Annotated in this window: 12 protein-coding genes; 6 read left to right on the top strand and 6 right to left on the bottom strand. The window is 41.1% G+C overall.

Features of this window, described 5'->3' with window-relative positions:
- Positions 1 to 127: 127 nt before the first annotated feature.
- Positions 128 to 562: a hypothetical protein gene (locus tag KA713_16615; GenBank protein ID UXE66067.1), complete on the top strand. Its 435-nt coding sequence runs from the start codon at positions 128 to 130 to the stop codon at positions 560 to 562.
- 3 nt (positions 563 to 565) lie between these two features.
- Here the strand turns inward: KA713_16615 and lptB are convergent, their stop codons facing one another.
- On the bottom strand, positions 566 to 1,312 hold the full coding sequence (lptB, locus tag KA713_16610) for an LPS export ABC transporter ATP-binding protein (GenBank protein ID UXE66066.1): 747 nt from the start codon (positions 1,310 to 1,312) through the stop codon (positions 566 to 568).
- 113 nt (positions 1,313 to 1,425) lie between these two features.
- Between lptB and KA713_16605 the strand changes: the two genes are divergently transcribed.
- Positions 1,426 to 2,259, top strand: a complete 834-nt coding sequence (locus tag KA713_16605; GenBank protein ID UXE66065.1) for a hypothetical protein — start codon at positions 1,426 to 1,428, stop codon at positions 2,257 to 2,259.
- 11 nt (positions 2,260 to 2,270) lie between these two features.
- Positions 2,271 to 4,412, top strand: a complete 2,142-nt coding sequence (locus KA713_16600; GenBank protein ID UXE66064.1) for a T9SS type A sorting domain-containing protein — start codon at positions 2,271 to 2,273, stop codon at positions 4,410 to 4,412.
- Positions 4,413 to 4,480: 68 nt separating this feature from the next.
- Here KA713_16600 and recJ read toward each other — a convergent pair whose 3' ends face one another.
- The 3 genes from recJ to KA713_16585 form a co-directional block, all read right to left on the bottom strand.
- Complete coding sequence (recJ, locus tag KA713_16595) at positions 4,481 to 6,181, bottom strand: single-stranded-DNA-specific exonuclease RecJ (protein ID UXE66063.1); 1,701 nt, start codon at positions 6,179 to 6,181, stop codon at positions 4,481 to 4,483.
- 1 nt (position 6,182) lies between these two features.
- Complete coding sequence (locus KA713_16590) at positions 6,183 to 6,962, bottom strand: hypothetical protein (protein UXE66062.1); 780 nt, start codon at positions 6,960 to 6,962, stop codon at positions 6,183 to 6,185.
- A gap of 128 nt (positions 6,963 to 7,090) precedes the next feature.
- A complete protein-coding gene (locus tag KA713_16585; GenBank protein ID UXE66061.1) occupies positions 7,091 to 7,717 on the bottom strand; it encodes an Ezrin/radixin/moesin family protein in 627 nt (208 codons plus the stop codon).
- A gap of 159 nt (positions 7,718 to 7,876) precedes the next feature.
- Here KA713_16585 and KA713_16580 point away from each other — a divergent pair, with 159 nt between their 5' ends.
- Positions 7,877 to 8,806, top strand: a complete 930-nt coding sequence (locus tag KA713_16580) for a hypothetical protein (protein ID UXE66060.1) — start codon at positions 7,877 to 7,879, stop codon at positions 8,804 to 8,806.
- Here the strand turns inward: KA713_16580 and KA713_16575 are convergent.
- The gene (locus KA713_16575; GenBank protein ID UXE66059.1) at positions 8,803 to 11,310 is read right to left on the bottom strand and encodes an erythromycin esterase family protein; all 2,508 of its coding nucleotides are present in this window, start codon (positions 11,308 to 11,310) and stop codon (positions 8,803 to 8,805) included. The genes KA713_16580 and KA713_16575 overlap by 4 nt on opposite strands.
- A gap of 175 nt (positions 11,311 to 11,485) precedes the next feature.
- On the opposite strand from KA713_16575, the gene KA713_16570 reads away from it, so the two are divergent.
- Together KA713_16570 and dcm are read left to right on the top strand one after the other, a co-directional pair.
- Complete coding sequence (locus KA713_16570) at positions 11,486 to 11,773, top strand: hypothetical protein (protein ID UXE66058.1); 288 nt, start codon at positions 11,486 to 11,488, stop codon at positions 11,771 to 11,773.
- Positions 11,760 to 13,157, top strand: coding sequence for a DNA (cytosine-5-)-methyltransferase (dcm, locus tag KA713_16565; protein UXE66057.1), 1,398 nt, complete (start codon positions 11,760 to 11,762; stop codon positions 13,155 to 13,157). Before KA713_16570 ends, dcm begins: the two co-directional genes overlap by 14 nt.
- Here dcm and KA713_16560 read toward each other — a convergent pair.
- Positions 13,096 to 14,040 (bottom strand): hypothetical protein, encoded by a 945-nt coding sequence (locus KA713_16560; GenBank protein UXE66056.1) that lies wholly within the window; start codon positions 14,038 to 14,040, stop codon positions 13,096 to 13,098. The genes dcm and KA713_16560 overlap by 62 nt on opposite strands.
- Between the last annotated feature and the right edge of the window lie 16 nt (positions 14,041 to 14,056).

Below are 14,056 nucleotides of genomic sequence, written 5' to 3'. Positions count from 1 at the left end.
TGAGCCACCTAATTCAACCAAAAAATACCCCTAATTTTATCAAATTCAACGCTTTTTTGGCTCAAGTTAAAAAAGTGCGGAAAACAGGAGAACAAAAGAATCCAACGAATCTTTTCGCTCTCGCAGAATGGACATTAGCATTTTAGGTGTTGTAAAAGGCGGAGATTTTAGCGGTGAACGAAAATACTACCCGATTACCGGAGCAAACTTTACACGCAGCTGGCAAGTTAGTCGTTTGCATGCCTGGACGATAGGCACCGAATTTTATTTTGACCAATTTATGCTAGAGCGGCTGTCATCAAATGGAACATCTGTTGATGGTTATCGTGGTGGTTTTTTGGCAGGCCATGAATTTCTGCTAGGCAAATTTGTTTTTAGTCAGCAGTTGGGAATCTATTGGTTAGGGCAAAACAATAATGATTTAGTCTACCATCGCTGGGGATTGAATTATTATTTCACTTCTAAATGGGCACTGGGTGTCAACTTGCGCGCACATAAACAAGTTGCTGATTTTACGGATGTCCGCTTGACGTATATCTTTCAGAATAAGCAAGGAAAATAAAAATTATTTATCCTCTGTAACCGCAGCCCTTCTTAACTGAAAATTCTGACCCAAATAAACTTTGCGCACGAGCGGATCATCTGCTAATTCTTGTGCAGTGCCTGCTTTAAAAAGTTTTCCTTCCACCATCAAATATGCCCGATCGGTAATGGCAAGTGTTTCGTCTACGTTATGATCACTGATGATAATACCGATGTTTTTCTTTTTCAATTTGGAAACAATGCCTTGGATTTCTTCCACCGCAATTGGATCAACACCTGCAAAGGGTTCATCTAACAAAACAAAACTAGGATCTACGGCCAAGGCCCTGGCAATTTCTGTTCTTCTTCGTTCTCCACCCGATAGCACCATACCCAAATTTTTGCGCACGTGAGCAAGACTAAACTCTTCCAACAATGTTTCTACTTTTTCTTTTCGTTCCTTCTGCGTCATGTCGCGCATTTCCAATGGTGCCAAAATATTTTCTTCCACGGTCAATCCGCGAAATACAGAAGCCTCTTGCGCCAAATAACCAATGCCGCGCTTGGCGCGTTGATACATGGGCAAGTCGGTGATGTCTTCATCATTCAAATAAATGCTGCCTTCATTTGGTTTGATCAGCCCCACAATCATGTAAAAGCTCGTGGTTTTGCCAGCACCGTTGGGGCCCAACAAACCCACAATCTCTCCTTGTTGTACTTGTACCGATATTTTGTTTACAACGATTCGCTTTTTGTATTTCTTTACCAGGTTCTCAGAACGTAAAATCATAAAAGTTGTTTGTGAAGCTAATGCCGCAATATATTACAATTGACAATGAAACATTAATGATGCCACTTTCGGCAGTTGATTTTTTTGGTTAGATTTACTTGACAATAAAGCTTATGAAGAAAATCCTCTCTGTTGCGCTGTTGTTGGCATTTTTAATCCTTTTGATCGATTGCGGGGATCCCAAGCCGCCCATCATGCCCGTTGACCCTTGCGAAAAAGCTATTTCTTTCAATGGGAGCTTTGGGATCTTTGAGGCTGTGGGCGATAGCTTGGTAGAAAGCGACACCATACTTACCTACAATTCTGTGGTGTTCAGGGCTGCAGGAGAGTATGATTCTTATGAATGGAAGGTGGGCACTGACGACCGGGTATTTACCACCCGTCAGTTTGGCCTGCTCTTTTTAACGGCCGAGGGAAAAATCGATGTGACCCTGAAGGCGAAAAAGAAGCGGGACTCCCAGTGTTTCCCGAACGACCCAGAGGAAACCACGGTCACAAAATCTTTTTATATCATCAATTGGGCGCAGGCCCCAATTATTGGCCGTTATAGTGGTTACTTTGGCAGCGACATGAACAAGACCGATAGGCAGGTGGTGCAGGTGGCCTACCGCACCGACCCATCTGACCCTTCCAGTATTTACGGGGCTTTTGATCTCATCAACATCAACAAAGGCTGCGCGCTGGTGCAGTGCCCCTCGCCAAACCCTCAGGCCGTTTTTTACCATGAATTTTTGTTTATTAATAGAGGGGCAAGAGCCGTAAATTTTAAGTATAGCGTGGGTGACTGCCCTGGCTGCCTCAACCCGATTGCATGGGTAAAAATGACCAAAGATCAGGGGCTTACGGTAAAGTTCAGTTACGAAGACCGCACCAAACCCAAAGATCCTAATACGCTTCAGTACGCTCGAATCAACGATACCTTTAACGGAACACGAATTAACCCCTAACGATATAGTTTATGAGAAAATTCTATTGTTCTCTTCTCTGCACGTTGCTCTCTACCCTGACCTATGCGCAGTTGTGCGCGCCCAATGGCATTACCACAACACCCGGTTCTGCCGTAAACCCTCAGCGCCCATCCAAAGTCAATACGTTCAATTATGCCGCCCCTTCTTGGCCGCTGAACATATCGTCCAACCAGGTTTCGGCAACCTCAATACCCTCTCCTTTCTTTAACACCGACAATTTGAGCCAATTTTATGACCCCATACCCGGCCCCAAAGATATATTGCCCGAAAATGGTTGGGAGCTGATCAAGCGGGATTTGGGTTTCAATGATCAGGGCGTAGCCAACAACCCGGGCACCACTTTCCCGTACTTTATTGTGTATAATAAATACCGCAGCGTACTGCGTATCTTCTTTGCCAAACTTGACTTCAATAGCTTTAATGGTTGTAACGTTATCTTAAAATTCGATGCGTTTTCGCCCATGAAAACATCCGTTCTTGATTTATCGAAAGAAGTAAAAGCCGTGGATGTTATTTTTGATACTGACAAAACATTCACAACCGTTGCCGCTTTTGGAAGCACACTTCCGTTCAAATGGTTTTATGCAGATTTCCCCTTAATGTATGACCCATGTACTTGTCTTTATGCTTCCAAGTTAAATATTGAAGTTTGGTTTTCCAACACTAGTAAAGTTACGCTGGAGGGTACCAGCACGGGTCGGATAGAAACCATTATTGATCAAGGCAGGCCAGTAAACGGATCCAGTGATAATAGTTCTTATTCTGTAGGTAAGCTCACGGAAGGTGCGAAAAAAGCAACCGATTCGTACAAATCTGCAGTAGGTTTTATAAATGGATTCAAAACCAAGGTAGACAAATATGCTCCCCAGCAGGAGAAGCAGAACAAAAAAGATTTAGCCGATCAACTCGCGCAAGTGGTGGGCAAAAGTGGCTTTCTTCGGGCGGGTCTCAATTCCATTCCTTTTATTTCTAGTGCCGTTAGTCTATTTGATTTTTTCACCTCTGGTGGCACGCAAGCATCTGGCCCTATTGATGTGAATGTAATGCCCATGTCCATAGATATGTTCACCAAGTTGAAGGGTGATATACAAAACAATACCCCCTACACCACCATTGGTTTTAGAACACCAGGCTCTGATGTGAGCGGAGCATCCGATAATGATTACCCATACTACAACGAAGTGTTGGGCACATTTAATTTGATGCTTTCGCCTAAGTTGACAAACCTTGTTACCCGAACGCAAGAGTTTGATGAGGTAACCTTCAATATCATTACGCGCACGCAAGAACTTTATAAGATCAAAGAAGATTTAAGCTACGTACTGAATCCCGCCTCTGGTCTAGAAATACAAGAAATTAAAGTGGCCTTGGTAGCCGAAGGCTCTTTCTTTCCAGACTATGGTTCGCCAAATGGAGACTTTGCCTATTTTGAGGGTTATAATGAACTCACGAACGGATATGCTTTTAGAACCGATTATGTGGATGTTGGTTGTTTAACTGATCAAGTTTTTCAAATCAGCTATACTGATGAACCAAATGGGGTAAATTGGGCACCTACTTTAGTGTATGCCAAATTAATGGTTAATCTTCGAAGGATTAATAGCAACGCTGATACACAAAACGTACTTTTTGTCAGCAAGTATCCTGTTACTTATGCAAGTAATTCTGGAGTTGATTGGAATACAAGTCAGTCAAGCCCTTGCAGAACAATCACGGCAGCGAACCCAACTGTTGTAGACAATTTTTGTAAATCCTCTATCTATAAGCGTCAGCCTCGTTTTCCGTTTGTTCGTGCCGAAGAATATGATGATGCTGTAAAAAAGTTGCAAGAGTCTGAGCGCAAAAACCTAGCAAAAAATGAAAAGGAAATCTTTGAGCTATCGCCTAACCCCGCTTCTGCAAAAGAGATGGTTTCTATAAAGTGCTCTCTTGCAAATGAGCAGTCCGTTAGGATTTCAATCTACAACTTACTTGGTGAGTTGATAGCTGTTCCATTCAATCAACATGTTGATAGCGGATTGTTTGAAACTAAAATAGACATCTCTAATCTCCAAATTGGAGTATATTTTATATCAATTGAAAAAGGTTTGGGTGTCAGAGAAACGAAGCGATTCTTAGTGACCAACAATTGATATGTGAGTTGTTGGTTGATTGCTGATTCAATCATGCTCCTTATTTAATAGTCTGAATTTTTAATGCCTCAATCAAATTTTAAATCCTTCAATCGCAATTGAATGGATGTTTGTCCATTAAACGTATTTTCTTCTATTGTAAATGCCATGCGAAAAAAATCACCCGTGGCAAGCTTATCGTACCAATCGGCCATGTCAAAACCCACGGCCATCAAAGCTGCTTCCGAATTTTCTTGCCCGGCCAAAAAGCGGATGTGTCGATCTTTAAAACTCGAAAGCTCATTGCGTACAAACACATTTCGTGCCTCAAATACGGGCTTTTGGTTTTCGGGGCCAAAGGGTGCCATTTGCTTTAGCACATTGCTGAATTTGTAGGTGATGGCGTCTAGCGGCAGCACACTATCAATTTCCACCACGGGGGTTCGCATCTCATCGGTCATTCGGGCGGCCACCACTTCTTCAAATCGTTTTTGAAATGCCTCTAAGTTATCTCGATCCATCGTAAGCCCTGCTGCATATTTATGGCCTCCAAATTTATCGAGCAAATCGCTGCAAGCACCAATGGCTTCGTACAGATCAAAATCGCGCACGCTGCGGGCAGAACCTGTGATTTTATTGTTTGACTCGGTAAGGATGATAGTCGGTCGATAATATTTTTCAATACAGCGTGAAGCGACAATACCAATCACGCCTTTGTGCCACGTATCTTTGAACAAAACGGTTGCATTCGCTTTTTTCAAAACTTCATCGCCCTCAATCATGGCAATGGCTTCTTCGGTGATGCTTAAGTCAAACTCTCTGCGCGTATTGTTTTTTAGATTTATTTTCTCTGCCAAATCATTGGCTTCGGCCTCTGTTTTTGATAATAACAATTCAACTGCTGCCCGCGCATGCGCCACGCGGCCTGCAGCATTAATGCGTGGCCCTAACGTGAACACTACCGCTGACACATCCATATCATTTTTGATAGCAGCAATATCTTTCAACGCTTTTAATCCAGGCCGTGGGTTTTGATTTAATTTTTGAATCCCATAGTAGGCCAATACACGGTTCTCATCGTTGATGAGAACAATATCAGACGCAATACTTACCGCCACTAAATCCAGGTACGCAAATACTTCGCGCTCATCGCCATGGGTGCGCGCATAGGCTTGCAACAATTTAAAACCCAAGCCACATCCGCTCAATTCTTTAAATGGATAGGAGCAATCTTCGCGTTTAGGATCCAGTACCGCCACCGCATTGGGAATGGTTAGTCCTGGAAGGTGATGGTCACAAATAATAAAATCGATTCCTTTGATGGTGGCTTGGTCCACTGCCTCCAAGGCTTTTACTCCTAAGTCAAGCGCAATGATGAGTTTAAAATTATTCTCTGCTGCGTGGCGAATGCCAGCCTCCGAAACTCCGTACCCTTCTATGTGCCGATCGGGAATATAAAAATCACAGTTTGTATAAAAGCTGCGCAGGTAATCGTAAACGGTTGCCACGGCTGTTGTGCCGTCCACATCGTAATCGCCATACACCAAAATTTTTTCTTGCCGATCGATGGCCAATTTTATTCGGGCAACTGCCAGATCCATATCTTTCAATAAAAACGGATCATACAATTGGCTTAACTGAGGACGAAAAAAATGTTGGGCTTGGTCAAAACCAGAAATGCCACGCTGTATAAGTACGGAGGACAAATAAGGATTTACATTAATGGCTTTGCTGAGCGATTGTATTTCTTCAGCAGCAGGTTGTGGTTTATAAATCCATCGGTTGGCCATTCTATTTCTTTTCGAAAGTTACCACACCTTGTTTGCCTGCCACGCCATTTATGCCCGCCACACCCTTTGCTCCATTTTTTCCATCACCATTAGTGCCCAACCCTGCTAATCCACCAGCACCTCCATTGGCACCAAATCCTGCAAAGCCTCCATAATTTTTGATAAACAGTTGGTCCAACACATGTAAATTTTGGCATTGGGTACACCGCATCACCAACTTACCCGCATTTCCACCATCGCCACCATTTCCACCGTTTCCACCTATTCCCCCGTTTCCTCCACGACATACACGCGTGCCCCCTCCACCATCACCACCTCGGCCACCGTTGCCCCCATTGCCTCCGTTGCCTCCGTTCAAGTCAATGATCAAACTTCCGCTTATGGTTAGCTGGTTAACATATAAAGAAAGATCTAATCCATCATTTCCACGTGCGCCACTACTTCCTTCCTTTGCGTGGCCTCCTACTCGGCAAGGGGCGCTTTGCCTTGCTCCATTTGCACCAGTTTTGCCATTTTCACCTGCTAAACCATTGCCGATTATTTGAGCGCCTTTGTTCGCAATCAAAACTTTTGCGTTGATGATGGTCTCTCGCTTTTCACGATTGAGAATAATGCGGGAGGAGTCACGCATGATGAGTGTATCGACTACTAATACGTCTGACCCTTCGATAATGTATTCTTGCTTGGCTTTGATCTCGAGTTTATCCAAACGGATTTGTGCATTCGCTAAACTTGCAAACAAAAAAATAAATACAACGGAACACTTCACTGATTTTGCCATACTGCAAAAGTAAGCCTTCGCGCCACAGCGCACAAAATAAAAAAGGCAACCAACGGCTGCCTTTTTGTTGAATTTTTTACTCTATATGAATGCCGAAAAACGGATTCTTCGGTCATTCACCCTCTTAATTATTTCGCAGCCTTGTCGGCTATTACACCTTCCAGCACATCTTTGATCTCTACACGTTGGCCATCTTTAAACGGAACGATCCACGCATCTTTGACACCCATTTCGCGGATATACTTTTTGAATTTATCGGCCTCCCAATAATCGCGAAACACACCGATGGTATATTTCTGCTCGCCCTTGTCGGTAGCTTCGCCACCAAAGTTGGGGTTGTTGTCAAAATATTTTTTAAGGTTTTTATTTTTGAACGCGCCAATCTGTACTTTAAACACCACACCTTTCGAAAAATCCATTGGGTTGATAGAGGGTGATTCTTTCAATTGGGCGAGTTCTGCCTTGGTAGCAGTAAGGTCACTGCGCATTTTAGAAAGCTGATCTTCTAAATCAGCAATCTTGGCATTCTTGTCACTAACTTGGCCATTGAGCGAACTTACCTGTCCTTTCAGGGCAGTGTTGTCCGTATCAATCACCTGCTTGGTCTCCACCAAATTTTTCAGGTTCGCGGGATCCTTTGCGTATTCTTTGGCTTTCTTTTTCCATTCCTTTTTCTCCTTCTTAGAAAGTTGGGCGAAAACTTGGGTGCCGGAAAAAATCAAAGCCAGGCAAACAAATAAAAGTCGAGTTTTCATTGAATTGGGGTTTGAATAATTGGTTAAAAGTAATAAAAAAGTTTGAACGTCCATATATACACGTGGTTCGCACGTCAAATAACACCGTTCACTCTTTCAATCAAGCGAATGGCTCCAAAACCCAAAACTTATTAAAATCAAGTCAGGTTTCTTTGAGATATGAAAACAATACTACCCTTTTTAACGACTGGCTTTTGGATTGCTGCAAGTTTTGTCGCGCTTGGTCAAGGTTGCAGCGATTCAGGCTTTTGTACCATGGGTGCCTTGCGACCCGATCAGCCCTATGTGCAAAAAGTACGCATTAAGTTACACTCCATCGAACTTACCCAGCACTTGGGTCACACCAAGTTTGGCGATTGGATTCATTCCACTTTTATTGATGCGAACTTTAGCGTTGGCAGAAAAAATTTCTTTCAACTGCGCCTGCCATCGTATGCCATTATTGAAGGTAACATGCCCACGGTGCGTGGTTGGGGCGATACCTTCTTCAGTTTTACACGTCAATTAGTGGTAAAAGATAACTTTCAATTAAGTGCCACGGTAGGCGGAAAAATTTACACCTCTATGACAAAGTCTGATAATACCATGCCCCTGTATCAGCAAACCACGCTTGGCTCAAATGATTTGATGATGGGGGTATCGTTGATTTCAAAAAAATGGATGCTGGGCGTTGGGTATCAAAAGCCATTGAACGGAACCCTTAATGATTTTCAACCTACCAACTTTGAGGGTAGCGCATTTGAAAACATAGCAAGAAACTATACCGCGTCTGTAGGATTGTTTCGTGGAGATGACATTGCCCTTCGCGTAGAGCGCAACTTTCGGTTGGCTCAATGGAATTTTTTCATTGGCACACTAAATCTGATTCGTGTAACGCCCGATCAAACCTTGGACAGTGAAGGAAAATCAACGTCCGTGACCGGCAGCACTGGGTTGGCGAGCAATCTTTTGGTAGGTGGCGGCTATCAATTCAATATTCACTCGGGCATTCGCTTGTTGGTGGCGGGTAAACTTACCGAGCGTGCCCAAAACCCAGATGGACTTTCAAGAGACTTTGTGGCACAGTTGGCATATGTGGTAAGGTTTTAAAATTCACCACTCAGTAATTTGTAAATCTCCGCGACCTTATCTTCCACAACGATATTGTGGTTCTGCCAAAATTCGGGTTCTTCCGTTGGGATTTTATTTTTGATGCTGGAAAGGCTTAACTTTTTAGAAATATCTTTTTCGCCCAATGTTATTTCTGTCGATAACAGTTCTTTGATGTGTGCATAGTTAAAATGTTTCTCGGTTTTGCTATTCAGTATCTTGTAGAAACTAACCTGCTTGGAGTAATTCAAAAAGTATTTACCGTCATGTTGCTTATAGGTTTGTACAAGTTGATGACCATACGGGTCATATCGCAAGTGTGGATGTTTTCTTGATGAGTGGGGTTTCCGATAAATCAAAATCTCAAACTTCAGCACAGCAAAATTTCCTACATCCACAAAAATTCTGCCTTTGGCCGATAATGGTCCGGGGTATCCAAAGCCGGTCGTAAAAGCCCCTGGTCGCTTACAGTCAAACGAAATTTCATAAACGAGCCGATTCTCTAAAACCGTTTTTCCAATCACACTTAGATCGTAGTAACTAGGTCGATGAAGTACATTGTCTTTGTCTAACACTACATCGTGTGTCAGCATCAGCCATAGAGAGCCTACTCCGCTCCATAAATCTTTTTCCTGATTTTTAGTGGTATTCCGGAACTGCAAAATTTCTCCCTTTAACTTTTTTTGAATAGTAGATGAGGGCGTGTAACCGTCTTGATTATACACCATCACGGAGGCCTCTTCGTTGAACATTACTGAGTCATTATCATAATCTTTCACGCGGAAGAAAAACTCTTGCTGATGTGGGAGTTGGTAATAATTTGATGAAATGTTCTTTTCGGCTTTTTTTAAAATTTCTTTGGCGGAAAGTGCTTTCGCGCGAATCTCCAACGCTTCCAATTCATATTGCCGAGGTACTAGTTCAAAGTTGTTGCTTCTCTTGAATTCCAAAACAGATACAGTATCAGAAAAATAGCCGATGGAAGAAATTATTAATTTATCTGCCGAGCTCGATTTCCAATGGAAGACAAACTCACCAACAGAATTGCAAGCCACGCCTTTTGAGGTATTCATCAATGAAACAGTGGCGTAAGCAACTCCTTCTTTGGTGCTTTTGTCGGTGACTCTCTTTATACTTGTTGGTAACTTTTTTTTACTAATAACGGGTTCAATCTTTTTAGCCGTTGGAGAAACATCGGATCCAGCAATAGCCAGAATTGAAGGCGGGTATGAACTTTTTATAAAGAAAAGCCCGTCTACAATTTTTGGCCAAGCCGCCTCAATTGGCAAGTTGCCCAATGCCGAAGAATAGAAATATCCATTGCTTATGTTTTTACTATAGTCAACAAAAGAGAAGTCGTATTTGCTATTGGCCAAGTGGCTCTCTATGCTACCAACAGGCGGCTCAATCGGCTTGAGCGATTTGGGTGGAAAGCCAAGCATTCCAAAACTTCCCTCAAAAGATGAAAAGGCTAGACTATAAACGTTGTCGCCAAAATGATTTTTTAACACTTGTCCCATTGGAACAGCGCCTTCCAGCAACTTATCAAAATCGGTCGGTTCGTGATTTTTTTCTAAACTATCCAACCTATGAACAAATGTTTTGGTTAAGATTGTGGCTCGGTGCAATTGAATTTGATTTGCAAAATGATAGGTGGCGCCCCAACAAATGATTTTGCTATCGGGATAAAGCGTAGAAAGGAAAATTAGATTTTTTGCCATTTGCAAATCGCGCGGATTCTGGACTTTTATCTCTTTGCCATTCATCATTTCAATCTCGTATTGAACCATCGCCAACCAACTGATCAACACTTGGTGCATTACTTTAGCATGTATTGTTTCTTTGCCGGGAAGCGTATCAAACGCTTTCAAAATTCTTTGTGCTGAAGTGAAAAAACGGGCGGAATCGGCAGCATCACTGGCCACAAATTCTGCATCACCTTCAATCACTTCTTGTAGAGCTTGATAGTCTGACTCAGTTAAAGATTGCGAATCCTTTAAAAGCTCTTTTAAGTCCAACAAATAATTTTCTTTGAAGAGATTATCGGCCTGACAATCGAAACCACTTACGAGTAAAGGAGTTGAACTCTTGCGCTGCGTGTTAATGTATTCGAGCAGCGGCACAAACTCTTTCGACTCTGACCAGATGTCGAATACACTTTGTTTGAGAGGATTAATCGAAGGGTTTGAATTTAACAATTCATTCGCTTTGTAATTATCGTAAAGCCCACTTTCAAAACTCAAAACGTTAAAACCTAGTTGTTCATGTAGAAATTTTATAAGTCTGACTTTGGCTTCAAACGTTGCCCCCTCGCCATGCGATTGCTCGCCAAGCAAAACAATTCTTTTATCTTTAAGAACTTCTTTTAAGGGCTCTAGGTCGCCAAAATCAGTTTGCGAAGGGTCAATTGATTTTATCTGGTGAATTGGAAAAGTGGTGTACGTTGATTGAGCAGATAGGATAGAGCTGACAGCGATGGCCAGCGGTAAGAATAAAAATCGCATGTTGGTCGAAGTTAGGTTTATTTAAAACGGCTTTTGTATCGATTTAATCTTTCATAATCCTACTTTAAATATGCTTTTACTTCGCATTTTGCGTTTGATCAATTATCAAATACGATGCATAATTTGCATAAATGACAATTTATATATAATATCGCAAACTCATAACTTAACAACCATGTTAGATTGGAACAATCGGGCTAAACGACTACTCAAATCCGAGCTTATAAAAAGGGGTGTATCAAATTCAAATTTAGCTCTTTTGTTAAAGCAAATTGGGATTGACGAAACAAAGTCGAGTATCGACAGCAAAATAAGTAGAGGCACATTTAGTGCTTCATTTTTTATTCAGTGCTTATCAGTGATCGGTTGCAGTAAGCTTGAATTCGAAGAATATGAAAGTACTTTCCTTACAGCAGCAGAATCTGATGCCCTTTATAAAAAATTGACACATGAAAAAAGGTAAGATAAAATTTATTGATTTGTTTGCTGGCCTCGGTGGCATACGACTTGGGTTTGAAAATGTTTTTAAAAATTTAGGTTACGAAACCGAATGCGTGATGACTTCGGAAATCAAGCCCTACGCTGTAAAGACACTCAAACACAATTTTAAAAATGATTTTTTTGCTGGCGATATTTTTGAAATAAGAAATGAATTTATTCCGGATTTTGATTTTCTACTAGGTGGGTTTCCTTGTCAACCTTTCAGCGCAAGCGGAAAAAGGCAAGGTTTCTTCGATACACGGGGAACTCTTTTCTTTGAAATAGAGCGCATTTTAAAACACAAAAATCCTTCTGGATTCATTTTGGAGAACGTGGAAGGGTTGGTCAAGCATGATTTACAAAATGCTAATGATGAAATTGGAAGAACGCTTTCTACTATTCTGCATTCTTTGGAAATAGATTTGGGTTATCAAGTTTCGTGGAGCGTTTTTGATTCTTTAGAATTTGGTCTCCCGCAGTCCAGAAAAAGGATTTTTATTGTAGGCACAAAAAATAGCAAGGTTGACCTGAGTGGCCACATCCCTCAATTTAAGACCTTGAATAGTGTTTTAGAAAAAGGACTTAAGCCGATGAAATCTGAATTCATTGATAAGCTGTCATCTCATTTTTCTATTAAAGATTTGTACGGGAAATCCATCAAAGATAAGCGTGGCGGTGATAACAATATTCACAGTTGGGATATTAGCCTTAAGGGAGAAGTAACGGAAGAGCAAAATGTTCTTCTAAATCAACTTTTTAAAGAACGAAGGAAAAAGCAATGGGCAAAAGAAATCGGAATTGATTGGATGGATGGTATGCCGCTGACCTTAGAGCAAATACAGACATTTTATAATTGCTCAAAAGTTGAACTAAAAAGGATGTTGACTGATTTAACTAAAAAAGGGTACATCAAGTTCGAACACCCTAAAAAACTGGTTAAAGAAAAAACTAAAAGTGGGGTTAAATCATTTAGGGTAACAGATGAAACAAAGCCAAAAGGATATAACATCGTAACTGGAAAATTAAGCTTTGAAATAAATAAAATCCTAGATCCAAACGATATCGCCCCTACTTTGGTAGCAACAGATGTTTCACGTTTGGCGGTTCCTGATGGAAGAGGTTTAAGAAGATTAACAATCAGAGAGGGTCTTAGGTTATTCGGCTTTCCAGAATGGTACGAAATTCCGACCAATGAATCTAACGCCTTTGACCTGCTGGGCAATACCGTTGCCATACCCGTAGTTGAATTTGTGGCTTCACGTTTAGCCGAAGCTGCTTATCAAAACTCATTGTTAGAGTCACCCGCTATTTATTTGGATAATACTCAGTCAACACATCATCAAGAACATGCAGTGATTTTTGATTAAACACAAAATGGCTTGCTTCGTAAATCCTACTTAAATCGTTTTGCCTTCCTACCCAGCCGAACCCATCACAATAATTAACCATTAATATCTTGTTCTTTCTATGGTTTGAGTTGTGCTTATGTAGTATGCCAAAAAACTCAACTAGTTGATCTGCTCTTTTTGATTGAGCGCTGCCAGTTGTAATATTGTACGATGATTCAATCAGTATAACTGGTGATGCAACGCTCGGTATCAAAAAATCAACGTTCTTGTTCAGTAAAGGAAATTCTTTTTGAACTTCGTATTTCAAATTGGGGTTTCTATCTAATTTGAATTTTTCAAGTCGCTGTCCAATTATTTTTTCTACATGAGCTCCAACTTCATTAGAATACTTGCCTTGAATTTCATTGTCATTCAAAATACGTTCTACATAATTATAATTTTGTAAATCCTTAATGAATGAGTTCTCTTTCAACTTAAAATTCCTCATATAATACAAAGGGATATCAGCTCCTATCTCTGAGTTACGTCCATTAATAAAAAAGTCAATTAGACGATTAGAGAATTCATCATCACTTCGCATTGCCTTACTGATCTTAGGGACACCCCATTCCGAACGGAATTCATCATCATAATATTTATAGCGAACCAAAGAAACGACTCTTTTCAATCTCTCCTCTGAAAGGCCTAACACCGAGACAAATGCTTTTAACTTTTGAAGTGCCGAAAAACCTTCGTTTGTACATAAAAACTTCGTCAATTTATAGGCATTTGGAAATTGTTCGCAATTCTTATTTATGAATATCGCAATAGGTTCGATAGAGTTTAAGAAAGATTGGTCAAAATCGTCATCAATCATGAACGACATGCTATTTTTCCATTCCTCAAAGGATAGCTTTTGCATAAAATTTTTTTAATTA

It is taken from the genome of Chryseotalea sp. WA131a, from assembly GCA_025370075.1.
Lineage (GTDB): Bacteria > Bacteroidota > Bacteroidia > Cytophagales > Cyclobacteriaceae > ELB16-189.
Note: the sequence above shows the minus strand (reverse complement) of the source record. Positions and strands in the feature narration are given on the sequence as shown.